This is a genomic window from Gordonia spumicola (assembly GCF_009932475.1).
GTDB classification, from domain to species: domain Bacteria; phylum Actinomycetota; class Actinomycetes; order Mycobacteriales; family Mycobacteriaceae; genus Gordonia; species Gordonia spumicola.
Genome location: NZ_BJOV01000003.1, coordinates 970,488 through 995,507, shown reverse-complemented (window position 1 = coordinate 995,507; position 25,020 = coordinate 970,488). Strand labels below are relative to the sequence as shown.

At 69.5% G+C, this 25,020-nt stretch carries 20 protein-coding genes; 13 read left to right on the top strand and 7 right to left on the bottom strand.

What is annotated here, in order from left to right:
* Positions 1–109 precede the first annotated feature (109 nt).
* A complete protein-coding gene (locus GYB83_RS10735; protein ID WP_161895469.1) occupies positions 110–610 on the top strand; it encodes a hypothetical protein in 501 nt (166 codons plus the stop codon).
* On the opposite strand, the gene GYB83_RS10730 is transcribed toward GYB83_RS10735, so the two are convergent.
* Genes GYB83_RS10730 through GYB83_RS10720 form a run of 3 tightly spaced genes read right to left on the bottom strand, consistent with a single transcriptional unit; the run spans position 588 to position 2,280 of the window.
* Positions 588–1,529, bottom strand: coding sequence for an alpha/beta fold hydrolase (locus GYB83_RS10730; protein ID WP_161895601.1), 942 nt, complete (start codon positions 1,527–1,529; stop codon positions 588–590). The genes GYB83_RS10735 and GYB83_RS10730 overlap by 23 nt on opposite strands.
* 35 nt (positions 1,530–1,564) lie before the next feature.
* A complete protein-coding gene (locus tag GYB83_RS10725; protein ID WP_228461384.1) occupies positions 1,565–1,846 on the bottom strand; it encodes a transcriptional regulator in 282 nt (93 codons plus the stop codon).
* The gene (locus GYB83_RS10720) at positions 1,843–2,280 is read right to left on the bottom strand and encodes a hypothetical protein (RefSeq protein ID WP_161895468.1); all 438 of its coding nucleotides are present in this window, start codon (positions 2,278–2,280) and stop codon (positions 1,843–1,845) included. The genes GYB83_RS10725 and GYB83_RS10720 overlap by 4 nt, the downstream gene beginning before the upstream one ends.
* 96 nt (positions 2,281–2,376) lie before the next feature.
* Here GYB83_RS10720 and GYB83_RS10715 point away from each other — a divergent pair, with 96 nt between their 5' ends.
* From GYB83_RS10715 to GYB83_RS10695, 5 genes are all read left to right on the top strand, one after another.
* Positions 2,377–3,837 (top strand): FAD-binding protein, encoded by a 1,461-nt coding sequence (locus GYB83_RS10715; RefSeq protein WP_161895467.1) that lies wholly within the window; start codon positions 2,377–2,379, stop codon positions 3,835–3,837.
* 431 nt (positions 3,838–4,268) lie between these two features.
* The gene (locus GYB83_RS10710) at positions 4,269–5,801 is read left to right on the top strand and encodes a Re/Si-specific NAD(P)(+) transhydrogenase subunit alpha (protein ID WP_161895466.1); all 1,533 of its coding nucleotides are present in this window, start codon (positions 4,269–4,271) and stop codon (positions 5,799–5,801) included.
* A gap of 6 nt (positions 5,802–5,807) precedes the next feature.
* Positions 5,808–7,247: a Re/Si-specific NAD(P)(+) transhydrogenase subunit beta gene (pntB, locus tag GYB83_RS10705; RefSeq protein ID WP_161895465.1), complete on the top strand. Its 1,440-nt coding sequence runs from the start codon at positions 5,808–5,810 to the stop codon at positions 7,245–7,247.
* A gap of 223 nt (positions 7,248–7,470) precedes the next feature.
* Entirely contained in the window at positions 7,471–9,243 is a 1,773-nt protein-coding gene (locus GYB83_RS10700) for an HSP90 family protein (RefSeq protein ID WP_161895464.1), read from the top strand.
* Positions 9,240–12,074 (top strand): hypothetical protein, encoded by a 2,835-nt coding sequence (locus tag GYB83_RS10695; RefSeq protein WP_161895463.1) that lies wholly within the window; start codon positions 9,240–9,242, stop codon positions 12,072–12,074. The genes GYB83_RS10700 and GYB83_RS10695 overlap by 4 nt, the downstream gene beginning before the upstream one ends.
* Before the next feature lie 20 nt (positions 12,075–12,094).
* Here GYB83_RS10695 and GYB83_RS10690 read toward each other — a convergent pair whose 3' ends face one another.
* The 4 genes from GYB83_RS10690 to GYB83_RS10675 form a co-directional block, all read right to left on the bottom strand.
* On the bottom strand, positions 12,095–12,826 hold the full coding sequence (locus tag GYB83_RS10690; RefSeq protein WP_161895462.1) for a metallophosphoesterase: 732 nt from the start codon (positions 12,824–12,826) through the stop codon (positions 12,095–12,097).
* 95 nt (positions 12,827–12,921) lie between these two features.
* Complete coding sequence (locus GYB83_RS10685; protein ID WP_161895461.1) at positions 12,922–13,437, bottom strand: VOC family protein; 516 nt, start codon at positions 13,435–13,437, stop codon at positions 12,922–12,924.
* A gap of 144 nt (positions 13,438–13,581) precedes the next feature.
* Entirely contained in the window at positions 13,582–14,661 is a 1,080-nt protein-coding gene (locus GYB83_RS10680; RefSeq protein WP_228461382.1) for a 2,3-butanediol dehydrogenase, read from the bottom strand.
* Between the two features lie 108 nt (positions 14,662–14,769).
* Complete coding sequence (locus tag GYB83_RS10675; RefSeq protein ID WP_161895460.1) at positions 14,770–15,723, bottom strand: hypothetical protein; 954 nt, start codon at positions 15,721–15,723, stop codon at positions 14,770–14,772.
* Between the two features lie 195 nt (positions 15,724–15,918).
* Here GYB83_RS10675 and GYB83_RS10670 point away from each other — a divergent pair, with 195 nt between their 5' ends.
* From GYB83_RS10670 to GYB83_RS10640, 7 genes are read left to right on the top strand one after another with little or no spacing between them, the layout of a single operon-like run.
* Positions 15,919–17,118, top strand: a complete 1,200-nt coding sequence (locus GYB83_RS10670) for an amidohydrolase family protein (RefSeq protein ID WP_161895459.1) — start codon at positions 15,919–15,921, stop codon at positions 17,116–17,118.
* A complete protein-coding gene (locus GYB83_RS10665) occupies positions 17,115–18,059 on the top strand; it encodes an LLM class F420-dependent oxidoreductase (RefSeq protein WP_161895458.1) in 945 nt (314 codons plus the stop codon). The genes GYB83_RS10670 and GYB83_RS10665 overlap by 4 nt, the downstream gene beginning before the upstream one ends.
* Entirely contained in the window at positions 18,056–19,747 is a 1,692-nt protein-coding gene (locus GYB83_RS10660) for a thiamine pyrophosphate-requiring protein (protein WP_161895457.1), read from the top strand. The genes GYB83_RS10665 and GYB83_RS10660 overlap by 4 nt, the downstream gene beginning before the upstream one ends.
* A 24-nt stretch (positions 19,748–19,771) precedes the next feature.
* Positions 19,772–21,460, top strand: coding sequence for an AMP-binding protein (locus GYB83_RS10655; RefSeq protein ID WP_161895456.1), 1,689 nt, complete (start codon positions 19,772–19,774; stop codon positions 21,458–21,460).
* Positions 21,457–22,953: an aldehyde dehydrogenase family protein gene (locus tag GYB83_RS10650; protein WP_161895455.1), complete on the top strand. Its 1,497-nt coding sequence runs from the start codon at positions 21,457–21,459 to the stop codon at positions 22,951–22,953. The genes GYB83_RS10655 and GYB83_RS10650 overlap by 4 nt, the downstream gene beginning before the upstream one ends.
* Positions 22,950–23,783, top strand: a complete 834-nt coding sequence (locus GYB83_RS10645; RefSeq protein ID WP_161895454.1) for an enoyl-CoA hydratase — start codon at positions 22,950–22,952, stop codon at positions 23,781–23,783. The genes GYB83_RS10650 and GYB83_RS10645 overlap by 4 nt, the downstream gene beginning before the upstream one ends.
* Positions 23,780–24,781 carry an acetyl-CoA C-acetyltransferase gene (locus GYB83_RS10640; protein ID WP_161895453.1) on the top strand — a complete coding sequence of 334 codons (1,002 nt, stop codon included), beginning with the start codon at positions 23,780–23,782 and terminating at the stop codon, positions 24,779–24,781. Before GYB83_RS10645 ends, GYB83_RS10640 begins: the two co-directional genes overlap by 4 nt.
* Positions 24,782–25,020 lie beyond the last annotated feature (239 nt).

Sequence of the window (25,020 nt, the reverse complement as noted above, 5' to 3'; positions counted from 1 at the left end):
CAATAGTTACGTATGTCAGTTCGATACGCGGGTCGGCGGTGGATCACAGTCTGGCCCTATCGGCGACGGGAGCGCAGACTGAACGGGTACGCCGAAGCCTGGAGGGCTCATGATGACCGTTCGGAGACTCCTGCCGATTCTCGTCGCCGGATGCGCGGCGGTGCTGGTCGTGATTCCGGGAACGGCCGCGGCCGCGCCGGGGTGCAGCGGAAGCGTGTCCGCACTGCGGACCACCTGCAGTCAGGCGTCCATCGACCGGCTGTTCCGGACGACCGACGCGGGCCCGATCCCGATGGGCGTCTATCGCGGTCAGGCACGGCCGATGGGCGGGCCGAACACCGGAGCGTCGTCCGCCATCGGCAGCGTATGGGCGGGTAAGCACTTCTACCGCGGATGGCTCACCAACCGGGTGTTCGGCGGCGAGGCGCTTCCGGCGAACGTCTACTACGGGCGTTCGGCGATCGACGGGAGGCGCGTGATCCGCATCGACTACGCGCGCAGCGGCCTCGGCGGCCTGCACGACGAGATCCGCAGGCTCGGCAACGGTGTGTACCTCGGATACGGCTTCGACGGTCCGCGGCGCATCGTCACGTTCTGGGTGTGGCGCTGAGCGCGAGACCGTCGAGGAAGTCGACGAGTATCCGATTGACCTGGTCGGCGGCCTCCATCTGAACGAAGTGCCCCGCGCCGGGGATCACATGAGTCGACCGCAGTCCAGGGACGCGGTCCGCGGTCTGTCCGAGTGGGTCGTCGCCCATCATCGACAGCACGGGGTCCTGCGCGCCGACGATGAACGTGGTCGGCACCGTGATCGGGACGTTGTGGAACTCCGCGTTCTGCTCCCACACCAGGTCCTCGGCGCGGTACCAGTTGAGCCCGCCGGTGAAACCGGTGCGCGTGAACTCGTCGACGTAGACGTCGAACTCCGCTTCCGGCAGCCACGACCACGGCAGGGCGGGCGGCTGCGGCAGCACGTCGAGGTAGCCGTTGCCGTCCGACGGGAAACCCCAGCAGTCGAGATAGCGGCCGTCGCCGCTGAGAGCGTGGAACAGTTTCGCCAGGAACTCGCGGGGTCGGGCGTCGAGTTCGGCCTCGGCGACGCCCGGCCGCTGGAAGTAGTGCAGGTGCAGAAAGTGCTGCTTCGCCATGTACTCGAACGCGACGCTGGGCCGCACCGGCGTCCGGGCGACGCGCGGAACGCTGAACTGTGCCAGCGCGACGACGCGGTCCGGCACGCGTGCGGGCAGGTCCCACACCAGGTGGGCACCGAAGTCGTGGCCGCCGAACACGGCTCGGTCGATGTCGAGGGCGTCGAGCAGGCCGACGATGTCGGCGACCGTGTGCAGGCGATCGTAGGCGCGGAAGTCGGTCGGGGCGGAGCTCCCGCCGTAGCCGCGCATGTCGGGGGCGATCACTCGATAGCCGGCGTCGGCGAGCGCGCCGATCTGATGTCGCCAGCTGTACCCGAGGCCGGGGAACCCGTGGCACAGCACGATCGGCTGTCCCTCGCCGTGGTCGACGACGCGCATATCGATGTCGTCGACGGTCACCGTGCGGTGGGTGATCACGGCATCAACTCCCGGAGAGCGGCGAAATGTCCTTCGTAGGCCGCCCGACCCGCCGGACTCAGCGACAACCACTGACGGCGCGAATCCCTGGTGTCGGGGACCGTGTGAACGTAGCCGACCTCCTGCAGTCTGCTCAGGTGTTTGCTCAATGTCGGCGCGCTCATATCGAGCGCCTTCGCGAGCAGGTCGAACCGGACATGCGCCACCTCGGCCAGCGATGCGCAGATCATGAGTCGAGGCCGTGCGTGGATGAGCTCGTCGAATCTCGCGTCGGTCACCGGCTGTCGTTTCGCATGAGGATGTGGTGGAGTACGACCCCGCCGATCATCGCGGCGAGGCCTATCGTGAACGTCGTCGCGTAACGCGACAGTTCGCCCGCGTGGGTCTGGTCGTCCCGAAGAGACACGCCGATGAAGCCTGCCGTGGCACCCGTTGCGACGACGGTGATCCAGGCGGGCGACTTCGCGGGAGTCGGTGTAGGGCGCGAGCGTCCGCGTTGGACGGCGTTCACTCCCCCCACGAACAGCGCCAACAGCACGAACGATGCGAGGCCGTAGTAGCCGGAGGCGGGACTTCCGGTGAAGAAGCCGAAGACGGCCGCGCCGAACACCGTGATCAGCGCGGTCATCCACAACGGGGTGACCGTTCGTTGCAGTGCCGCCCGCGCGTTCGCGATGTCGTCGAGGGAGCCGCCCGTCTCATTCGTTGCCATGGTGGAAACGATATTGATTCGTTTCCACTGTGGCAACAGTCCTTGCTGGAACGAAGTTCTAGAACATGTTCTAGAACTTCGTCTAGGCTGTCGTCCATGAGTGGCGTGGACATTCCGGAGACAGTCAAGGCGAGCGACGTCGTCGAGTACACGGACAGCGTGGACGTGCTCGTCCTCGGCGCGGGAATCGGCGGGTGCTGCGCGGCGGTGGAGGCCGCGGCGGCGGGGGCGAGCGTCATCGTCCTCGAACGGTCGGCGGCGGCCGGCGGCACGAGCTGCATGGCCGGCGGGCACTTCTATCTCGGCGGCGGCACAGCCGTCCAGCGGGCGACGGGCCACGCGGACAGCGCCGAGGAGATGGCGAAATATCTGACCGCGGTCTCCCGCGACCCCGAGCCGGACAAGATCCGGGCCTACTGCGACGACAGCGTCGAGCACTTCGACTGGCTGGAGGGCCTCGGCTTCCAGTTCGAGCGGTCGTTCTACCCGGAGAAGGCGGTCATCCAGCCGCAAACCCAGGGCCTGATGTTCACCGGCAACGAGAAGGTGTGGCCGTACAAGGACCAGGCGGTCCCCGCCCCGCGCGGGCACAAGGTCCCGGTCCCGGGCGACACCGGCGGTGCGGGCATGGTCATCGGGCTGCTCGTCGACAGGCTCGGCGAACTGGGCGTCCCGATCCGCTACGAGGTCGGCGGTCGAGCGCTCATCGTCGACGACGACGGCGCCGTGGTCGGAGCGCGCTTCAAGGACGGAGCCGTCGAAGGCTTCATCAAGGCGACGTCGGTGATCATCGCGGCGGGCGGGTTCGTCATGAACCCCGACATGGTCGCCGAGCACGTGCCGCAGCTCGCCGAGAAGCCGTTCACCCTCGGCAGCACCTACGACGACGGCCTCGGCATCCGGATGGGCGTCTCGGTGGGCGCGAAGCTCAAGCACATGGATCAGGCGTTCATCACCGCGCCCGTCTACCCGCCGTCGCAACTGCTGACCGGGCTCGCGGTGAACAAGGAGGCGAAGCGGTTCGTCGCCGAGGACTCCTACCATTCGCGGACCTCGGGATTCGTGATGGACCAGACCGATCACGCCGCCTATCTGATCGTCGACGAGGCGCACATGCAGCGCCCCGACTTCCCGCTGTGCCCGTTCATCGACGGATGGGAGACGGTCTCCGAGATGGCCGACGGCCTCGGCCTCGACCGCGACGCCCTGCAGGCCACCCTCGACCGGTACAACGAGCACGCCGCGAAGGGTGACGACCCGGACTTCCACAAGGCGTCCGAGTTCCTCGCACCCCAGGACACGGGGCCGTGGGCGGCGTTCGACATGACGCTCGGCAAGGCCCTCTACGCGGGCTTCACGATCGGAGGCATGGCGACGTCGGTCGACGGTCAGGTCCTCGCCGACGACGGCTCGCCGATCGCCGGGCTCTACGCGGCCGGAGCCTGCGCGGCCAACCTCGCGCAGGACGGCAAGGGCTACGCCAGCGGTACCCAGCTGGGGGAGGGCTCGTACTTCGGTCGACGGGCGGGCCGTCACGCGGCCGCGCGGGCGCGGTAGCTCTCGTTTCGACTTCTCGGAGCGTGTCCCCTTATGCTGCTCTCAGGCGGGGTTTCGGCTTCCACAAAGAGCCCGAACCCACGCCGCGCAGTGGTCCTCGTCCCTCGGTGATCCGCTGCACGAGGTCGCTTCGGTAATCCCGGCGAATTTCTCACAGCACGCATCTCGCCTCAGTGCTGTGATCTGACTTACAGGCACGGTCGAGTGTTTCTTACCCCGTGCTAAGTTCGTCCCACGTTTTCCATCATGCGGGTCACATCACGTTTCCCGCACGCATCGCGCGAGTTCGACGAAGCACTTGCCGGTCACTGTGGAACCGTTCTCCGGAGCGGGAGCTCCCGTGGTCGACCCCTATCTTGTGCCAGCCGGTCTCGTCGGTGCGGCGATCAGATCAAGGTGAACTACAGAATGAATGCGGGAGAGGCAGTGACATGCTGATCGGCATCCCCCAGGAGTCCAAGTCGGGCGAGACGCTCGTCGCGGCCACGGCCAAGACGGTCGGGCAGCTGCAGCAACTCGGCTACGAGATCCTCGTCGAGACCGGAGCGGGTTCCCGTTCCGAACAGCCCGATGCGGCGTTCACGGAGGCGGGCGCGCGCGTCGGCTCCGCGGCCGACGTGTGGGCGTCCGACGTCGTCGTCAAGGTGAACGCTCCGACCGACGACGAGATCGCACGTATGCGCCGCGGCGCAGTGCTGATCTCGATGATGGCGCCGGCGCGCAACCCGGAGCTCGTCGAGAAGCTGACGAACGCGGGCATCACCGCGCTCGCGATGGACGCGGTCCCGCGTATCTCGCGCGCGCAGTCGATGGACGTGCTGTCGTCGATGGCGAACGTCGCGGGATACCGCGCCGTCGTCGAGGCGGCTCACGAGTTCGGGCGCATGTTCACCGGTCAGGTGACCGCCGCGGGCAAGATCCCGCCCGCCCGCGTGTTCGTCGTCGGCGCCGGTGTGGCCGGTCTGGCCGCGATCGGCGCCGCATCCGCGATGGGCGCGGTGGTCCGCGCGTTCGACGTGCGTCCCGAGGTGGCCGAGCAGGTCGAGTCGATGGGCGCCGAGTTCGTGCACGTCGACTTCGAGGCGGAGAAGTCGTCCGACGGCTACGCCAAGGAGATGACCGCCGAGCAGGAGGCCGCGACCGCGTCGATGTACGACGAGGAGGCTCGCGCCGCCGACATCGTCATCACGACCGCGCTGATCCCGGGTCGCCCCGCGCCGAAGCTGCTGTCGCCGGAGACCGTCGCCGGGATGAAGCACGGTTCGGTGATCGTCGACATGGCTGCTGCCAACGGCGGCAACGCCGCGGGCACCGTCACCGACGAGAAGGTCGTCACCGAGGGCGGCGTCACGATCCTCGGCTACACCGACCTCGCGGGCCGTCTGGCCGCGCAGACGTCGCAGCTGTACGGCACCAACATCGTCAACCTGCTCAAGCTCCTCACCCCCGGCAAGGACGGTGAGCTGACGCTCGACATGGACGATGTGGTCCAGCGCGGCATCACGGTGACGCGCGACGGCGAAGGCATGTGGCCGCCGCCTCCCGTCCAGGTGTCCGCGGCTCCGAAGGCCGCCGCGGCCGAGCCCGCGCCCGCCGCCGAGCCCAAGGCTCCGATGTCGGCAGGCAAGAAGGTCGCCCTCGTCCTCGCGGGCATCGTCCTGTACGGACTGGTCGTCGCCGTCGCGCCCGACCCGATCCCGCAGCACTTCACCGTGCTCATGCTGGCGATCGTCATCGGCTACTACGTCATCGGCAAGGTGGCGCACGCCCTGCACACCCCGCTGATGTCGGTCACCAACGCCATCTCCGGTGTCGTGGTGGTCGGCGCGCTGCTGCAGATCGCCACCGACAACACCACGATCCGCGTGCTCTCCGCGATCGCGATCCTGCTCGCCTCCATCAACATCTTCGGCGGCTTCGCAGTGACCCGACGCATGCTCGCCATGTTCAGCAAGGGGGCCTGACGTCTCATGGACATCACCTCGATCACTGTTGCGGCGTACATCGTCGCCTCGCTCCTGTTCATCCTGTCGCTGGCCGGACTGAGCAAGCACGAGTCCGCCAAGAGCGGCCTCACCTATGGCATGGTCGGCATGGCCGTCGCGATCATCGCGACCATCGCCCTCGCCGTCGACAACATGACCGATCTGGACGGCAAGTGGATCTCCATCGGCCTGATGGGCGGCGCCGTCGTCATCGGCGGCCTGATCGGCCTGTGGCGCGCCAAGATCGTCGAGATGACAGGCATGCCCGAGCTGATCGCTCTGCTGCACTCGTTCGTCGGTCTCGCCGCAGTCCTCATCGGCTGGAACGGCGCCATCACCGGTGCTCACCTCGACGGTGTCAACCCCGACGATGCGGGCGCCCTCACCGGCATCCACGCCGCCGAGGTCGCGATCGGCATCTTCATCGGCGCCGTGACCTTCACCGGTTCGATCGTCGCCAACCTCAAGCTGTCGGCCAAGATCAAGTCGGCTCCGCTGATGCTGCCCGGCAAGAACTTCATCAACGTCGGCTCGATCGTCGTATTCGCCGTGCTGACCGGCGTCTATGTGGCGCGTGACGCCAAGGACGACACCACCGGCTACGTCCTGCTGGCCGTCATCACCGCGCTGGCGCTGTTCCTCGGCTGGCACCTGGTGGCCTCCATCGGCGGCGGCGACATGCCCGTCGTCGTGTCGATGCTCAACTCGTACTCCGGTTGGGCCGCGGCCGCCTCGGGCTTCCTGCTCAGCAACGACCTGCTGATCGTCACCGGTGCGCTCGTCGGCTCCTCGGGTGCGTACCTGTCGTACATCATGTGCAAGGCGATGAACCGCTCGTTCATCTCCGTCATCGCGGGCGGCTTCGGCATCGAAGCCGGTCCGGCCGAGGACAAGGACTACGGCGAGCACCGCGAGATCCAGGCAGAGGCGGCAGCGGAGCTGCTGTCGGGCGCGTCGTCCGTCGTGATCACGCCGGGCTACGGCATGGCCGTGGCGCAGGCGCAGTACCCGGTCGCCGATCTGACCGCCAAGCTCCGTGCCAAGGGCGTCGACGTCCGCTTCGGCATCCACCCCGTCGCCGGTCGCCTGCCCGGCCACATGAACGTGCTGCTCGCCGAGGCGAAGGTGCCGTACGACGTGGTCCTGGAGATGGACGAGATCAACGACGACTTCCCGGAGACGGACGTCGTGCTCGTCATCGGAGCCAACGACACCGTCAACCCGGCGGCGTCGGAGGATCCCAGCTCGCCGATCGCAGGCATGCCGGTCCTCGAGGTCTGGAACGCCAAGGACGTCATCGTGTTCAAGCGTTCGATGGCCGCCGGTTACGCCGGTGTCCAGAACCCGCTGTTCTTCCGCGACAACACGCAGATGCTGTTCGGTGACGCGAAGGACCGCGTGGAGGACATCATCTCCGCGCTGTAAGAGTCGCTTCACCACGATCGCCCCGCGAACCCGCCGGTTCGCGGGGCGACTTGTTGGCGGCCGAGCGAGTGTTCTCCTGCTCGTCGAGCGGAGTTGATGCGCAGAGTTCCCCGATTCGGGGCGATTTCAGGTCGGAGGGACGTTTCACCGCCGATTCGGGGAACATTCCACGTCGACCGGTCGGGCAGACGACGGCAGACGTGCGTCCCCGTACGATCGACGCATGGATGACGCCAGTGTGTTCGACGTCGATCTGAGCGCGTTGATCGACGTGCTCGGCACCAATCTCTACACCGGCCCCGGCGTGTACGTCCGCGAGCTGTTGCAGAACGCGATCGACGCGCAGTCGCAGGCGGGTCGGGCGGACGAGCCGATCGAGATCACCACGGACGGTTCGACGTTCACGCTCGCCGACCATGGCACAGGTATGACGGGGGAGACGATCTCGGGTCTGCTCGGCACCATCGGCGCCAGCAGCAAACGCGACCCGTTCGGTTTCGGCTCCACGTCGCAGATCGGCCAGTTCGGCGTCGGCCTGCTCAGCGGTTTCCTCGTCGGCGACCGCATCGAGGTGTCCTCCCGGGCCGACGACGCCGTGCCCGTCGTGTGGACGGGATCGTCGACCGGGCAGGTGTCGGTGCGCTCCGGCGACCGGGACCGGACGGGAACCACCGTCAGCATCGCCGCCCGGCCCGACGCCGCGCCGTGGCTGGCGCCGGAGCGGGTCCGCGCACTGGCCGCCGACTACACGGCGATGCACCCGACACCGGTCCGCGTCAACGGGGAGCAGGTCAACGGGCGGCCGGGGCTGTTCGGCGACCCGTCGGGCGGTCGCGACGCCGCGCGCGTCGCGTTCTGCCAGGACGAACTCGGATTCACCCCGCTCGAGATGTTCGACGTCGACGTCCCCGAGGCGGGCCTGCGCGGTGTGGCGTTCGTCCGTCCCAGCGGCGGGGACCTCGTCGCGCGCGCGACGCACCGCGTCTACGTGAAGGGGCTGCTGGTCGGGGACGTGCCCGGTCTGGTCCCGGAATGGGCGTACTTCGTGCGACTGGTCGTCGACGCGACCGGGCTCAAACCGACCGCGTCTCGCGAGGGTCTCGTTCACGACGACCTGTTCGACGCGGTCGCCGTGTCCCTCGGCGAGCAGGTGTCGGACTGGCTGACCGGTCTCGGTTCGCGACCGGTGGTGCGCGAGCGGTTCCTCAACGTCCACGAGCAGGGTGTGAAGGCGCTGGCCGCGCATCGCCGCGAGCTGCTGGGCTTCGTCGACAAGCACTGTGTGTTCGACACCAACGTCGGACCGATGCCGCTCGCGACCTTCCGCGCCCGATTCGACACCATCCGGTACGCGGGCAGCGTGGACGACTACCGGATCCTCGCGGACATCCTCGCCGGACGCGGGGTGGGGCTCGTCAACGCCGGTCACGCGTTCGAGACCGCCGTGATCCGGGCGCTCGTCTCGTCCGATCCGCAGATGAGCTGCGAGCCGATCGGTCAGCAGTTCCTGCTCTCGGCGTTGGCGACGCCGGACGCCGAGCTCCGCGCCGAGTTCGACGCGGCCGTCCACCTCGCGCGGCGGGCCGTGTCGCCGTTCGACTGCGAGGTGAGCCTGCGCGCCTTCGAACCGGACGCCGTCTCCGCGCTGCTGCTCACGGACGATTCGGCGCGGATCGCGCAGGACCGCACGGAACTGCTGTCCGAGGCGTCGGGCGAACCGGATGCCTGGCTGGCTGCGCTGGCGTCCATCGACGACGGCGACACCCCGCCGACCCGACCGGTCCTCGTCCTGAACGCGACGAATCCGCTCGTCAAACGACTGCCCGAGTTGGGAGACGACGTCGTCGCCGGCGCGCTGGTCCGCGTGGTCTACAGCCAGGCGATGCTCAGGGCGCGGCGGTCGGTGCGGGTGGCCGCGGCATCCGAGCTCGACTCGGCGATCACCCTGCTCGCCGATCTGGCGACCCGCGACCGACTGAAGGGAACCGACGAATGACGAACCCCGAGATGGATCCGGCGGTCGCGGAGATCCTCGACGACCTGTGGATGGCACGGCACGGGGACCCGCGCTTCGGGCACGAGGACTTCGGCCCGTTCCCGTCGCTCATCGCGCGAGCCGACGAGACGGGCGACCTCGACCTCCGATTCCTCACCCGCCTCGAAGGCGCGTACTCGGCGCTCTGGGCCGGGCGGACCACCGACGTGCTCACCCTCGTCGCCTGGCTGTACCGCATCCAGGACACGAAGTCGGACGAGTTCGTGATGGACGACTGGCAGTCCGAGCAGTTCCAGACGACGGTCGTCGACCTCCTCGACTCGCTGACCGGGGTTCCCGAACTGTCGCTGGACCAGATCCGCGGGATCGGCGACGACTGGTCCCGTCGGGTCCGTGGCACCGCATTCCACGCACCAGCGGTCGAGGCGGCGCTGCACGCCGACATCGCCGTCCACCGCGGCGACCCGGAGGAGGCCGTGCGCATCCTCGACGGCTGCGTCGACTTCCGTCCGCCCGCGGGAACGTGCGGCCCCGGCACGCGTGCGACGGTCGGGGCCGTGTACGCCGCCGCGGGCGCATACGACAGGGCCGAGGCCTTGTCGACGCCCGACCTCGACGGCGATCCCGCCGAGCGCTGCGGCTTCTACCCCGCGGAGACCTACGGGGCGCTCATCGAGGCGTGGGGTCGGGCCGGACGTCGCGACGATGTCCTGCGTGCCGCGGCATCGTTGGAGGAGACGTACGGTCCGGTCCGGCTCTACGGGCACATCGCCGACGCGATGGTCGCACTGCTGCGGGTCGACGCCCTCGCTGAGGCGTTGCCGATGGCGCTGCGCAATCTCGACGCCGTCGATCTCTGCCCCAATCCGCTCGCCGAGGCGAGGCTCGCCGCGGCATTGGCCGCGACTCTCGCGTCGGCGGCCGACACCGACGGCGACACGACTGTCGTCCGCCGCGGCGCCGACGGTATGCCGGGCCCGGTCGCGGCGTCCGAGGTCGCGGCCGAACTCGCCGACCGCACCCGAGTGACGGCGCAGCGCTTCGACGTCCGCAACGGTTCGACGGCGGTGTCGTCGTCGCTCGAGGAGACCCTCGCCGTCCGCGCGTCCACCGCGTCGGGCGTGAAGGCGGACGCCAGGGTGAAGGCGGTCTCGGAGCGGACGGCCGAAGAACTCGTCTCGGGACTGTCGGCGTTCGCGTCGTCGTCACCGAGCCGGTCGCAGCGATGCGCCGACGCGCTCGCCGGCCGCCTCGACGAACTGTCGGGCCGGACCCTGATGCGGGCGCGACACATGCTCGCCTGGGACCTGCGGCGCACCGATCCGCAGCGGGCCGTCGCCGAACTCCGCGCCGTGGCCGACAGCGGGCGAGGCGAGTACCCGGCGTGGTCGGCGCAGTCCGATCTGCTCGCGGCGCTCCTCGACGTGCACAGCGGCGGCGCGTCGCCCGACGTGCTCCTCGATTGGCCCGACTCCGATCCGGAGTGGAGCGCGGGTGCCCGCGCCAACTTCGCCCGACTGCTCGGCATGGCGTTGGCTCCGTTCGATCCGCGGCGAGCCCTGGAGGCCGTCGACGACGGTCTCGCGGTCCTCGATCGCGTCGACGCGGGGGAGATCCCGCTGCTCGACGATCCGGAGGCTCTCGCGGCGAGCGGATCTGTCGACGCCGACGCGGCCGCCGCGCGGTCGGCGCTGATCCGCCTGCGCGTGGATGTCCTCACCGAGTTGGCCGAGGGCGTCGACGGGTTCGACCCGGTTCCGGACGCCGACGCCGCACTCGTCGCGGCCCGTCGTGCGGTCGAGCTCGCGACCGACGCCGACCAGGCGATGTCGTACCGTGCCGAGTTGGTCGGTGTCCTGCAGTTGGCTGCGGCCGTCGCGGCGCGCACCGATCCGAACGCCGCGCTGCTCCTGCTCGGCGAGGCGGAGACCGCCGCGCGCTACTCGCTCCTCGGCGACGTCCTGGCGTCGCGATCGGCGCTTCGGCTCGACCTCGACGACGTCGACTCCGCGCGCGACGACGCCGAACGAGCGTTGGCGGTGTGGACGGTGGAGGGAGAGGCCGCGTCGGCCGACTCGGCCCGCTTCGACCTCGGGCACATCATGCTGATGCGCGGCGAGGACCCTCTCGCGGTGATCGAACTCGTCCAACCGGCGATCGACGCCACCGCCGAGCGCGGTGATGTCGGAGCCCAGATGCACGGCACTCAGGTGTTGGCGCGGGCGCAGTCGGCCGCGGGCCGGTCGGGGGCTTCGGCGGATTCGTTCACACAGGTCATCGAGGCCTACGGCGACCAGGTCCCGGTCGCGGTCCAGGCGCAGTTGCGCGCCGCGCGGGCCGTCGAGTTCGCGGACCAACAGCAGTTCTCCGAGGCGCTCGCCGACCTCGACGCCGCCGTCGCGGGCTACACGGAGGCAGGAGCCGGTTTCGACGCGGCCGACTGCCTGCGCACCGCGGCGCTGACCGCGTACTTCGCGGGCGACAGGGCCGCGGCCAACACCTATCTCTCGCGCGCGGACCGGGCGTACGAGGAACTGGCGACGTCGGCCCCGGTGGACTACGAGCGGGCCCGTCTCGACTTCGCGCGCGCCGACATCGTCCGCTCGTCCGACCCGAAGCGATCGTCGGAGCTGCTGGCCGACGTCGCGGCCCGCGCCCGCGCCGCGAACTGGATCGGGCTGCTCGTCCCGGTGCTGCACCTGTCGGCGACGGTCGCCGCCGACGACGGCCGCGACGCCGACGCCCTCGACCTCGTCCAGGAGGCCCTCCGCCACGCCCCCGACCATCCCGCTCTCCTCGACCTCCTCAGCGAGCTGGAGTTTCCGGGGTAGTGACCTTGCGAGTCGAAAGGTCACACCACCACGCTGCGGAAATGCGTGGTGAGACGGCCCGTTGCGTCGACGAGGTGGAACGCGATGCCGGGCGGCTGGGTGTCGTTGAGGACGTCGTCGCCCTCGAAGTCGAGGTTGAGCGTCGACGACACGCCGGGCGCGGTGACGAGCGGCACGCCTGCGAAGGTCGTGACCCCGGGTGAATGGATGTGCCCGCAGACGAGGCCGGTGATCGTCGGGTGCCTGCGCACGAACGTCTCGAAGCCGGACGGCTCGAGCTGCCGGATGGTGTCCATGAATCTCATGCCGACGTCGACCGGCGGGTGGTGGAACGCGACGACGACCGGAACGTCGCCCGCGGCCGCGATCTGCTCGGAGGCCCAGGCGAGGGTCGTCTCGGTCAGCTCACCGGACGGACTGCCGGGGATCGACGAGTCGAGGCCGAGCAGAAGCAGGCCGTCGAGCAGCAGCGACGTGTTCACGGGGGCGGTGGAACCGTGATAGGCGACGCGGTCGTCGTGGTTGCCGAGGAGAGTGAGGGTGGGGATGTCGGTGACGACGTGCTCGGCGGCTTCGTCGTACTGCCCGGGCAGGCCCTCGTCGGTGAGATCGCCGGTGACGAGCAGGGCGTCGATGGCCGACGCCCCGCCGCAGCGATCGTTGAGATAGGTCATCACGGCGTCGATCCGAGCGAGCTGGTCCGGATCGGTGTGTCGGAAGTGGAGGTCGCTGATCTGCGCGACGACGAGCATGCTCTGTGTCCCCTCCCGGTGTCCCTGACGGCCAGGGTAGTTCAGACGTCGCCGCGGGTGCGACCCGAGAAGGTCGCAGCCGCGGCGGGAGTCGGTCAGGCGGGAGCTTGGGCGGCAGCCATCTCCTGCTGCGCCTTGATGATGGAGTCCATGAGCGACGGCTGGTCGGTGGCGAAGTCGAGCTTCTCTATGCCGCCGTACGGGTTCTCGAACGTCGCGACCTCCTCGGGGGAGTTGTCCGAGTACACCTCCAGCTCGTTGCCGTCGGGGTCAAGGAAGTAGACGCTCTTGGTGACGCCGTGATTGACGGTGTAGGCGATCTCGACGCCCTCGCCGACCAGGGTGTCGTACGCCTCGCGGAGGTCGTCGTCGTTGCGCAGTTTGAAGGCGAAGTGCTCCATGCCGACCTGGAAGAAGGTGCTGCCGGGCGCCTCGCCGCCGACCTGTGCGATGCCGAGTTCGTGATGGTCGCGCCCGGTGGACAGGAAGATGACGGCCGGGTCGATGCGGCCCATCTCCTTGAGTCCGAGGACGCGGGTGTAGAAGTCGAGCGACTTCTCCAGGTCGCGGACCTTGATCACCACGTGGGCGACTCGTTCGATCTTGATCATTTCGGGAACCTCTCTTGGGCGGGATGCGGGTGTGGTGCCGACCACATTACTAGATCGATCTATTTAGCGGAAGCAAGTGGTGGACACTACATCGTTTGTCCACCGTCCCGGCGCCGGTGTGGGGGTGTCCGGCGCCGGTCGGGATCAGCCGATGCGCAGGAGGATCTTCGAGCCTCCGCCGGAGCGAAGGAGATGGAGGGCGTCGACGATGTCGTCGAGCGTGCGCTCCTCGACCCAGCCGGTGGTGTCGTAGACCTCGTCGGCCATCGCGGCGATCACCGCGTCGAACTCGCCGTCCTCGTAGCCGACGGCCCCGACGATCTCCCTCTGCGCGATCATCAGGTGCGTCGGATTCAACGACGTCGGGTGCTCGTGCAGCGACAGGACCACCACGCGGCCGGTCGGTGCGAGTGCCGCGACCCCGGACTCGAACGCCGGTCCGGCGCCCGCGGCTTCAATCACCACGTCGACGCCGTCGCCCCCGGTGAGGTCGGCGACCGCGGCGGCGAGATCGCGCTCGACGGGATCGACGACCGTCGCGCCGAGCGCCTCGACCATCGCGCGGCGCTCCGCGCTCGGCTCCGAGACGAGGATCTTGTCGACGCCGTGCGCGCGGAGGGCGAACCACGCGCCGATGCCGATCGGGCCTGCTCCCGCGATGAGTGCGGTTCCACCGACGGGGACGCCGCTGCGTGCGACGCCGTGCCAGGCGACAGACATCGGCTCGACGAGGGCCGCGTTGCGCAGGCTCACCGAATCGGGGATCTTGTGGAACTGGGACGCGTTGGCGACGACGAACTCCGACAGTCCGCCACCGACGGCCGTCGCGCCGAGCGCGCCGATGAGCGGGCAGGTCATCGGCGCGCCGCGCCTGCAGCCGGGGCACTGGCCGCAGGCGGTGACCATCGGGTGGACCGCGCCGCGGTCGCCGACGGCGACGTCGGTGACGCCCTCGCCGACCTCGACGACCGTGCCCGAGAACTCGTGACCGAGGATCTGCGGCAGGGTCGCACCGGTCAGTGGATGCGGTGTGTGGACGTCGAACGGGATGCTGTCGAGGGCGAAGTAATAGTGCAGGTCCGACCCGCAGATTCCGGCGTACGCGTTCGCGATCTTGATCTGGCCCGGTCCGGGCGACGGCTCCGGAGCTTCTTCTACTCGGAGGTCTTCCTGGCCGTACAGCACCGCTGCCTTCATGTCTGCTTCCTTCGTCGGTTCTCGCATCAGGTCGCACTCCATCGTGACTCGTGCAGCGGCGTCCGGAGTCCCGCCGAACGGGTCTGATCGGGTGTGGTGTGCCCGCCAGTTGTCGGGCCTGTCGAAGGGTCACGCCTAACCGTCGCTGAGGCGGCGGAGGAGTTCGGCGGTCATGTAGCGGAGGCGTCCGGGAATGGTCCTGGGGTCGTATCCGAGCACGCGGGTGAGGCTGTCGTGTTTGGCCTGCAGGGTCGAGTGGTGCATCGCCAGCTCGACGGCCGCGTTGCGGATGCTCGGGGCGTTGACGAGTGCGCGCAGGACGTCGGCCGACCTGGCGTCGAGATGCCGCAGGGTCTCGACGTCGGGATGCGGCTGGTCGGGATCGTATGCACGCGCGAGCACGAGCATGGCGCCGATGTCGGCCACGTCGACGGTGATCATGTCGCTGGAGGTCAGACGGTGCGCGATCACCGCGCCGATCCACGACTCCGGCGCCCGATCGGCCCTCACCCATTCGCCGAGGCCGACGCGGCCGGTCGGGGCGATGCCGCCGCTCACGTCGAGGCTGGCCTGCAAGATGCCGTAGCGGGTGGGGACGGCGGCGGAGATTCCCGATGCGGCCCGGCCGAGGTCGGTGGCGACGAGCCTGACGGGTGTGTCCGGTTGCAGGTTGAGGCGGGACAGGCCCGCGGCCCGCTCGTCCATCGTCTTGTCGCCGTCGATCAGCAGCGACAGTCCGGTCGCCGGGTCGTTGCGCGCGTCGAGGAGTCCGACGGCGAAAGCGAGCCGGTCGACGATCACGGCGTCCAGCGGGCCGGGCGTGGCGCGTTCGAGCCAGACGCGTCCGGCCTCGACGGCCTGTTCGGTGCGGGGAGTGTCGGCGGCGTCGCCCGTGGGCGCGATCGAGCCGTCCGGACGGAACCGGGCCATGCGGCCCGCGCGTTCGGCCCCGGCGACGGTGTCGGCCATGATCGCCGCGGCCCGCAGGTGGCCGTGGACGCTGGTGCCCGCCGAGATCAGCGCGTCGAAGCGCTTGACCACCTCGAGAACGTCGTCTGCTGTCGGTCGGGGCTGCTCGCTGCGGTCCATGTGTGCTCCGAAAGGTGCTGCGTGGGGCGTCCTCCGGCGGCGCGGAGCTGTCACTGGCGGATGCTACGCGCCCAGACGAGGGGGTTGACCTCGGATCGGAAGTCGTGGTTAATAGAACCGCTAGATCAATCTATCTAGTGATTCCCATCACGACAGGATCCTCGCTCCGACGAGGAATTGCTGCAGGAGGCAACGATGCAGGTACGTGCGCACGACGTCGACAGTCACGAGATGATCCCGGGCCATCTGCTCGAAGACGTCTTCGGCAAGCCGGGTCGCATCATGGGGGAGATCCTCCGGCGATCCGACGAGCTCCGACCCGATCCGACTGACACGTGCATGCACCAACCCGACATCGTCGGCGACGTCTCGGCCGTCGACGCCGACGACGTCTGGATCGTCAAGGGTCCCAAGGCCCCGAGCGCCATCGACCTCGGACGCCGCGCCGACGTCCTCGACACGATGGGCATCGACCGGCAGCTCGTCTTCCCGACCACCGCGATCGCCGCGATGATGGTCGGCGGCATGGACGACCTCGGCTTCAAGATGAGGTTCGGCGGCGACAACGACACCCTCGAGGGCATGTCGAAGCCGGAGTTCACGTCCAGCTTCCTGTCGGCGTACAACGACTGGGTGCTCAGCGGTCCGACGCCGGATCCCGACCGCATCCGCATGGTCGGCATCGTCCCCACCAGCGAGAACCTCGACGAGATGATGGCGACCGCCACCAAGCTCGTCACCTCCGGAGTCCGCGCCGTGTACGTGCAGGCCGACACCCCGCCCGGCGGCTTCTCGCCCGCGCACTCGGCGCTCGACCCGTTCTGGCGGCTCTTCGAGGAGGCGAATGTGCCGGTCACCCTGCACATCGGCACCGAGTACGGCTTCCTCGACTCGCGGTGGGCGTTCGCCGAGACCTTCGCCGACCTGTTCCAGTCGCCCGAGCTGCCCAACAACACCATCCAGATGTTCTCGACCATCCACATGGCCGTCGACAACTACGTGTCGGCGATGGTCCTCGGCGGCGTCTTCGAGCGCTTCCCGAACCTGCGTGTGGGACTCCTGGAGGTCGGGGCGCACTGGCTCGGACCGGCCAGCAGGCGCATGGACATGTACGTCGACGTGTTCCCCGGATCGTCGGCCGCGAAGTTCTCGATGCGCCCGTCGGAGTACGTGCGTCGCAACATCCGCATCTCACCGTTCAACTTCGAGCCCGTCGACCAGTACATCCGCGACTTCCCCGATCTCGCCGACGTGTTCTGTTACTCCACCGACTACCCGCACGTCGAGGGCATCAAGGACTCCCTGACCAAGATGCGCGCCAAGGTGGAGCCGCTCGGCGACGAGATCACCACCAAGTTCTTCCGCACCAACGCAGAATGGCTCCTGCCGGCATGAGCACGTCGACCGTCACCGACCTCGGGCCGCTCGGCGTCTGGTCGTACCAGTTGGACGTCCTGCCGATGGCGCAGTCCCGTGACGTGGCCGCCGAACTCGACGACCTCGGTTTCGGCGCGCTGTGGGTGCCCGAGGCGTTCGCTCGGGAGCCGTTCGCCAGCGCCGCCCTGCTCCTGGAGGCCACGAGGTCGATGACGGTCGCCACCGGCATCGCGAGTCTGCACGCGCGGACCGCGATGACCATGAACGCAGGCTGGCGCACGCTCACCGAGGCGTTCGGGGAGCGTTTCCTCCTCGGCATCGGGGTGAGCCATCAGCCGCTCGTGGAGGGCACGCACCGGTCGCCGTACAGCGCGAAACCCTACAGCGGCATGGTCGAGTACCTCGATCAGATGGATGCGAGCGTGTTCGCGGGCGCACAGCCGACCGTCGCGCCGCGGCGCCTTCTCGCGGCACTCGGCCCGCGGATGCTCGGCCTGGCCGCGCGGCGGGCATCGGGCGCGCACACCTACTTCGTGCCCGTCGAGCACACCGCGGCGGCCCGCGACTGCATCGGCGCGGACGCGTTCCTCGCGCCCGCGCAGACGGTCCTGTTCGAGACCGACTCGACACGCGCCAGGGCCGTCGCCCGCGGCTTCATGGCCCGCTACCTCGCGCTCCCCAACTACACGAACAACCTGCGCCGACTCGGCTACACCGACGACGACCTCGCACACGGCGGAAGCGACCGTCTCGTCGACGCGATCGTCGCGCACGGCGACGTCGCGGACATCGCGACCCGCGTGCAGCAGCACCTCGACGCGGGCGCCGACCACGTCGCCGTCCAGGTGCTCTGCGAGGACGCGCCGGGCCTCCCGCTCGCCCAGTGGCGCGACCTCGCGACCATCACCGACTCCCTGACTCCCCGTTCCATCCGACATCTAACGAAGGTCACCTCATGACTGACACCGCCGCCGCCCGGTACCTCGCGGCCCTCGCCGAATACGGGATCGAATCGTTCTTCGTCAACGCGGGAACCGACTTCGCTCCCATCGTCGAGGCGTACGCCGACAACCTGCAGAACGGCGGGCCCGCACTGCCCGAACCGGTGATCTGCGCGCACGAGAACCTGGCGGGCGGCATGGCGCACGGAGCCGCCCTCATCACCGGGAAACCGCAGGTCCTGATGGTGCACGTGAACGTGGGCACGGCGAACGTCGCCTGCGCCGTCGCCAACGCGTCTCGCGACCGGATCCCGCTGCTCATCACCGCGGGCCGCTCACCGATCATCGAGGCCGGGGCCGTCGGCGACCGAGACCTGCCGATCCACTGGTCGCAGGAGATGTTCGACCAGGCCAGCATCGTCCGCGAGTTCGTGAAGTGGGACTACGAACTCCGCGATCCCCGCCAGGTCGACGCCGTCGTCGACCGCGCGCTGTCGATGGCGACGTCGCAACCGCAGGGCCCGATCTACCTGTCCCTGCCCCGCGAGGTGCTCGCCGAGGCCGCCGACGAGCCGCCGGTTCCCGCGACCCGCGAGTTCACCCCGGTCTCGTCCGTCGTCCAGCCCGATCCGGCGGCCGTCGCCGAGATCGCCGACCGCATCGCGGGCGCGGAGTACCCGGTGATCGTCGCGACCGCCGCGGGCCAGGACCCGTCGGCCGTGCCGTTGCTCGAGGACCTGGCGACCCGCTTCGCAGTCGGCGTCGCCGACCCGTGGGCCCGCTACCTGAACATCGCGTCCGACCATCCGAACCGGGTCGGCAGCCAGATCGCGCCCGTGTTCGAGAAGGCCGACGTGATCGTCTTCCTGGAGAGCGACGTCCCGTGGATCCCCAAGCGGGAGGCTCCCGCCGACGGGACCTACATCGCGCAGGTCGGCATCGACCCGCTGTTCTCGGCGTACCCCATCCGCTCGCACCGCGCCGACATCACGGTCAGTGCGTCGTCGTCGGCGTTCCTGAGCGAACTGATCGAGGCGCTCGACGAACGGACGGTCGACGGCTCGCGGGCCGAGCAGATCCAGGCGACCGCCGCGGGCTACCGGGCAGGCGTCGACGCGCTCCGCGCACAGGAGGCCGCCGTCACCGACGAGACGATCAGCCCCGCCGCGATCTCGTCGATCCTCGGCGACCTGCTCGACGAGGACGACATCGTCTTCAACGAGTACGTCTCCTACCCCGACCTGCTCGGACGCACCAAGCCGGGCACGTACTACTTCCTGCCGGCGTCCGGCGGCCTCGGCTGGGGACTCCCGGCGGCGCTCGGCGCCAAGTTCGCCGCGCCGGAGCGGACCGTCGTCGCCACGCTCGGCGACGGCGCGTACATGTTCGCCAACCCGGCGGCCTGCCACCACGCGGCCGCCAAGCACGACCTGCCGGTCCTCACGATCATCGCGAACAACAGCAACTGGGGCGCCGTCGACGGCGCGACCGAACTGGCCTACCCGACGGGAACCGCGGTCGCGAACGCGGAACGACGGTTCTCCGACCTGTCGCCGTCGCCGGACCTCGCGTCGTACTGCACGGCCTCCGGCGGTCACGGCGTCACCGTCCGCAACCGCAGCGACCTCGCCGACGCGCTGAAGCAGGCGTTGCGCGTCGTGCGCGTGGAGAAGCGTCAAGCCCTCGTCGACGTCCGAACCGCCTGATCACCGATACCCAGGAGTGACGAGATGAGATTCAATCATGCAACCCTGTTCGCCGCAGTCGCCGCCGCGATGCCCGACCGCGACGCCATCGTCTTCCGCGATCGGCGTCTCAGCTACGGCGACGTCGCGGGTCGCGTCAACGCCCTCGCGAACGTTCTGGCGGAGCACGGGATCGGGATCGACGCCGAACGCGCCGATCTGCAGCCGTGGGAGACCGGGCAAGACCTGGTGGCGCTGTATCTGCTGAACGGCAACGAGTACCTCGAAGGAATGCTCGGCTCGGCGGCCGCGCGCGCCGCGTCGTTCAACGTCAACTACCGCTACGTGGAGGCGGAGCTGGCCTACCTGCTCGACGACGCGGGCGCGAAGGCCGTGATCTACCACGCTCGCTTCGCACCGACGCTCGGCGCGATCCTCGACGAGCTCCGGCAACGTCCGGTGCTGTTGCTGCAGGTGGCGGACGAATCGGGCAACGAACTGCTGCCCGGCGCGCTCGACTACGAGGCCGCGCTCGCCGCCGCGAGCACCGCCGCACCAGACACGTCGCCCGACCCGGACGACCTGTACGTCGTCTACACCGGCGGCACCACCGGCATGCCGAAGGGCGTGCTGTGGACGCAGGCCGAGATCCTGCTGAGCTCCATCGCAGCGTTCATGCCCGCCGGACTGTTCGAGGTCGACACACTCGACGAGGCGGTCGAGCTCATCGAGGCGGGGCCGGCGCGCGTGGTGCTGCCGACGCCCCCGCTGATGCACGCCGCGGCCCAGTGGGTGGCGCTCGCGGGCATCCTCTCCGGCGGCTCGGTGGTGTTCCCGGCCGTCGTCGACCGCCTCGACGCGAAGGCGATCTGGGATGTGATCGACGGCGAGGGCGTGATGCTGATGAACATGGTCGGCAACTCGTTCGCCACCCCGTTGATGGACGAGTTCGACCGCGGCGGCCGCAGCGGGAAGACCGTCCAGATGATGGGCACCGGCGGCGCGATCCTCAGCGCCCCGGTGAAACAGCGGATCCTCGACGCGCTGCCGCACCTGGCGATCGCCGACGTCGCGGGCTCGTCGGAGACGGGCTCGCAGCTGTCGAACATCAGCATGAGCACGGCGCCTGCCACCTCCGGCGTGTTCGCGGCCGCGCCCGGCAGCTGCGTGGTCGACGACGATCACGAGCAGATCCTCGAACCGGGGGACCCCCGCTCGGGGTGGCTCGGTCGGTGGGGCGCGATTCCGCTCGGCTACCTCGGCGACGCCGAGAAGACGGCGCGGACCTTCCCGACGATCGGCGACAAGCGCATCGCGATCCCCGGCGACCGCGCGCGGCACCTCGCCGACGGCGGCATCGAACTTCTCGGCCGCGATTCGGTGACCATCAACTCTGGCGGCGAGAAGATCTACGCCGAAGAGGTCGAAGAGGCGCTCATCGTCCACCCGGGGATCGCCGACGTCGTTGTTGTCGGCCGCCCCAGCGACCGGTGGGGCAGCGAGGTGGTCGCCGTCGTCGCGGTGGCCGACGGCCACGACCCGTCCGACGACGAACTGCGCGCCGACATCGAACCGCGGCTGGCCCGCTACAAGCTGCCCAAGGACTTCGTCCGCGTCGACAAGGTGCTCCGCAGCCCCGCGGGCAAGGCCGACTACCGCTGGGCGAAAGACATCGCACTCACCACCCCGTCCCCCGACACCTCCCACTCCGAGAACAAGGAGCTAGTCCCATGACGATCACCGCCTCCGACATCACCGCAGACGTCACCGCAGCCGAACTTCAGCGACTGCTCGACGCCCAGCGCGCCGCGCACGCCGCCGACCCGATCCCGGATGCGGCGACCCGCCGCGACCGCATCGACCGCCTGGTGGCGGGCGTCCTGGAGCACACGGCCGAACTGGCCGACGCCCTCGCCGCGGACTTCGGCTCCCGCCCGACGACGACGTCGCTGGAGATCGACATCCTCGGTGCACTCCAGTCGATCGCCCACACCCGCGACCACCTCGAGGAGTGGATGGCCCCGACGCAGGCGCAGGCCGGGCTCGGCGGGATCATCCCGACGCAGGTCCAGCACCGTCCGAAGGGCGTCGTCGGCGTCATCGGCCCGTGGAACTTCCCGGTGGTGCTGGTGTTCGCGCCCGCCGCCGAGGCGTTGGCCGCGGGCAACCGCGTGATGATCAAGTTCTCCGACATGGCCCCGCGCACCGCGGAGGTGTTCGCCCGCGCCGTCGCGTCCCGGATGAGCCCGGAGGAGGTGGTGGTCGTCGGCGGCGGCCTCGACACCGCCCGCGCCTTCAGCGACCTGCGGTTCGATCACCTGTTCTTCACGGGCTCGCCCAAGGTGGGACGCCTCGTCGCCGCCGCGGCGGGAGCCAACCTGGTCCCGGTGACGCTCGAGCTCGGCGGCAAGAACCCGGCGATCGTCGCCCCTGACGGAGACATCGCGGGCGCGGCCGTCCGCATCGCGGGCGGCCGCATGCTCAACAACGGCCAGGTCTGTCTGTCGCCCGACTACGCGTTCGTCCCGGCCGCGCGCAAGGACGAGTTCGTCGCCGCCTACCGCGACGCGATCGCCACGTACTTCCCGACGTTCGCCGACAACCCCGACGTCGTGTCGATGATCGACGACGCCAATTACCGCCGGGTGACCGGCCTCGTCGACGACGCCACGGCCAAGGGCGCCACCGAACACGTCCTCGTGCCGGAGGCCGAACTGGCGGCCCTCCCGCTCGCCGACGCCCGCCGGATCCCGCCGACCCTGCTCACCGACGTCCCCGCCGACGCGCAGATCCACGGCGAAGAGATATTCGGCCCCGTCCTGGTGCTGCACACCTACGACGACGTCGACGAGGCCATCGCGTACACCGCCGCGGGCGAGCATCCGCTGTCGTCGTACTGGTTCGGCGGCGACACCGCGGACTTCCAGAGGTTCGTGCAGCTCACCACGTCGGGCGCCGTCTCCCGGAACGATTTCGCGCTCGCCTACAACAACGACGACGTCCCGTTCGGCGGCGCGGGCATGAGCGGGTCGGGCGGCTATCACGGCAAGGCGGGCTTCGACACGTTCTCCAACCACCGTCCCATCGCGCAGAGCGACCTGCCGGTGGCGCTGGTCCCGAACCTCCTGCCGCCGCTCACCGACGAGCGGGTCGCGGGCGCGGAGGCGATGGCGAAGGGCGCGGCGGCCGACACCGTCTCACGCCTGGACGGCCGGGCGCAGTCGTGAGCGACATCCTGTACGAGCGTCCGGCCGACAAGGTCGCACGGATCGTCCTCAACCGGGTGGACACGCGCAACGCGCAGAGCATGAGCTTCCTGTACGAGCTCAACGACGCGTTCGACCGCGCCGCGCAGGACGACGACGTCAGCGTCATCATCCTCGCCGCGAACGGTCCGCACTTCTCCGCGGGCCACGACCTGCGCGAGGAGGATCGGATAGGCGTCATCACCGAGCACGATCGGGTCGGCACGTGGTGTGGTTTCGCGTGCGACGGAGCCCAGTCGCAGATGGCGGTGGAGAAGGAGATGTACATCGGCCTGTCGGAACGGTGGCGCAACCTTCCGAAGCCGACGATCGCCGCCGTGCAGGGCAAGGTGATCGCGGGCGGCCTCATGCTGGTGTGGCCGTGTGATCTGGTGATCGCGTCCGACGACGCCCAGTTCCAGGACAACACGGCGTCGATGGGCGTCGCGGGGGTCGAGTTCTTCAATCACCCGTTCGAGGTCGGCGTCCGCAAGGCGAAGGAGATGCTCTTCACGTCCGACTTCCTGTCGGCGGAGGAGGCCCGTGAACTCGGCATGGTCAACAGGGTGGTGCCGCGCGACGAACTCGCCGACAGCGCCCTCGCCCTCGCGTCGAGGATCGCGCAGAAGCCGCTGTTCGCGCTCCGGCTCGCCAAGGAGTCGGTGAACGCCGCGCAGGACAACCAGGGCCGGGTGAACGCGATGCAGACCGCATTCGCGTATCACCAGCTGACGCACAGCCACAACCAGCAGGTCCACGGAATGTTGATCGATCCGTCGTTCATGACGGCCACGTTCGGGGCCCGGTCGTGACCGCCGACGTCGTCCTGGTGGACGCGGGACGATCGGCCGTGGTCCCCGACGGCCCCGGAGTCCCGGAGACGCCGTCGCAGATCCTCGACGGCGTCGTCCGGGCGCTGCTCGACCGCTCCGGGATCGACGTGGACGCCGTCGGGGAATTGTTCCTGGCCGACCCTCGGTATCTGCCGTCCGACGCGAGCACACCCGACGGCTGGACGTTCGAGGAGCCGCCGCTGAACGTGCGGACCACGGTCAGCGCCACCGGAGCCACCGCGCTGGAACGGGCGGTCGCCGCGGTCGGTGAACGTCCGGACCTGATCGCGGTGGTCGCGGCCAGCGACTTCGGCTCGGGAGCGTTCGCCGCAGACGCCGACGACAACTGGTTCCGGCGCACCGCGGTGACCGTCGCGAATCGTTGGGAGGTCGGCGCCGACGAGGTGCTGCAGTGGATCCGGTCATCGTTCGCGCGGTCGATCGAATGCTCGCTCGCGGGGGACTTCGCTCGGGAGATCGTCACGACGGCGCCCGGCTATCTCGCCGACACGTTCGGCGCCCGGCGGTCGCAGTGCCCGGGCCCGGCCCGCGGATCGAGCGCCGTCATCGTCACCAGCCGGGCGCGCGCGCTCGACTTGGGACTGCGGTGGCGGGCCGGACTCGACGTGGTGTCGCGGTCGGGCGTCGTCGAACCGCTCGACGCGTCGTCGTTCGACGCGATGCTCGCTCCGTGCGGGGTGGACGCGGCGCACCTCGATCAGTTGGAACTGCCCGAGGACGATCCGATCACCCCGGTCGCGTGGATCAAGTCGACCGGCATCAGCCGGTACCTGGTGAATCCGCGCGGCGGCGAGCTCGGCTTCGGCCGCCTCGCCCGGTCGGGTCCGCTGCGGTCCCTGGTCAGCATGGTCGGCTCGCTCGAAGCGACCGGAGGTCGTTCCGGGGCGCTCATCGCCTCCGACCCCGGCCGCACCGTCGCCGTCGTCGTCACCGTCGGCAGTCCCCTCGCCGCCTGATCCGGCCTGCCGCGTGGCGGTCGAGCGGAGTCGAAGCCGAGCCCCCACCCCCGGTGGTTGAGCGGGGTCGAAGCCGAGCGTCCACCCCGGTGGTTGTGCGGAGTCGAAGCCGAGCGTCTTTCGCCCGGTGGTCGAACGGAGGCGAAGTCGAGAGCTTTTCGCTCGGTGGTTGAGCCGATTCCGAGGCGCTAGCCGAGGCATCGAGTCGAAACCACGCCGAACCCAGGCACCCAACCCAA

What these genes read in the sequence shown, in the direction of transcription:
- GYB83_RS10695 (WP_161895463.1), top strand. Translation starts at nt 9,240, where the DNA reads ATGACGAACCCCGAGATGGATCCGGCGGTCGCGGAGATCCTCGACGAC.
- GYB83_RS10735 (WP_161895469.1), top strand. Translation starts at nt 110, where the DNA reads ATGATGACCGTTCGGAGACTCCTGCCGATTCTCGTCGCCGGATGCGCG.
- GYB83_RS10675 (WP_161895460.1), bottom strand. Translation starts at nt 15,723, where the DNA reads ATGGACCGCAGCGAGCAGCCCCGACCGACAGCAGACGACGTTCTCGAG.
- GYB83_RS10715 (WP_161895467.1), top strand. Translation starts at nt 2,377, where the DNA reads ATGAGTGGCGTGGACATTCCGGAGACAGTCAAGGCGAGCGACGTCGTC.
- GYB83_RS10710 (WP_161895466.1), top strand. Translation starts at nt 4,269, where the DNA reads ATGCTGATCGGCATCCCCCAGGAGTCCAAGTCGGGCGAGACGCTCGTC.
- GYB83_RS10665 (WP_161895458.1), top strand. Translation starts at nt 17,115, where the DNA reads ATGAGCACGTCGACCGTCACCGACCTCGGGCCGCTCGGCGTCTGGTCG.
- GYB83_RS10650 (WP_161895455.1), top strand. Translation starts at nt 21,457, where the DNA reads ATGACGATCACCGCCTCCGACATCACCGCAGACGTCACCGCAGCCGAA.
- GYB83_RS10690 (WP_161895462.1), bottom strand. Translation starts at nt 12,826, where the DNA reads ATGCTCGTCGTCGCGCAGATCAGCGACCTCCACTTCCGACACACCGAT.
- GYB83_RS10680 (WP_228461382.1), bottom strand. Translation starts at nt 14,661, where the DNA reads ATGCGAGAACCGACGAAGGAAGCAGACATGAAGGCAGCGGTGCTGTAC.
- GYB83_RS10670 (WP_161895459.1), top strand. Translation starts at nt 15,919, where the DNA reads ATGCAGGTACGTGCGCACGACGTCGACAGTCACGAGATGATCCCGGGC.
- GYB83_RS10730 (WP_161895601.1), bottom strand. Translation starts at nt 1,529, where the DNA reads ATGCGCGTCGTCGACCACGGCGAGGGACAGCCGATCGTGCTGTGCCAC.
- GYB83_RS10685 (WP_161895461.1), bottom strand. Translation starts at nt 13,437, where the DNA reads ATGATCAAGATCGAACGAGTCGCCCACGTGGTGATCAAGGTCCGCGAC.
- GYB83_RS10655 (WP_161895456.1), top strand. Translation starts at nt 19,772, where the DNA reads ATGAGATTCAATCATGCAACCCTGTTCGCCGCAGTCGCCGCCGCGATG.
- pntB (WP_161895465.1), top strand. Translation starts at nt 5,808, where the DNA reads ATGGACATCACCTCGATCACTGTTGCGGCGTACATCGTCGCCTCGCTC.
- GYB83_RS10720 (WP_161895468.1), bottom strand. Translation starts at nt 2,280, where the DNA reads ATGGCAACGAATGAGACGGGCGGCTCCCTCGACGACATCGCGAACGCG.
- GYB83_RS10660 (WP_161895457.1), top strand. Translation starts at nt 18,056, where the DNA reads ATGACTGACACCGCCGCCGCCCGGTACCTCGCGGCCCTCGCCGAATAC.
- GYB83_RS10700 (WP_161895464.1), top strand. Translation starts at nt 7,471, where the DNA reads ATGGATGACGCCAGTGTGTTCGACGTCGATCTGAGCGCGTTGATCGAC.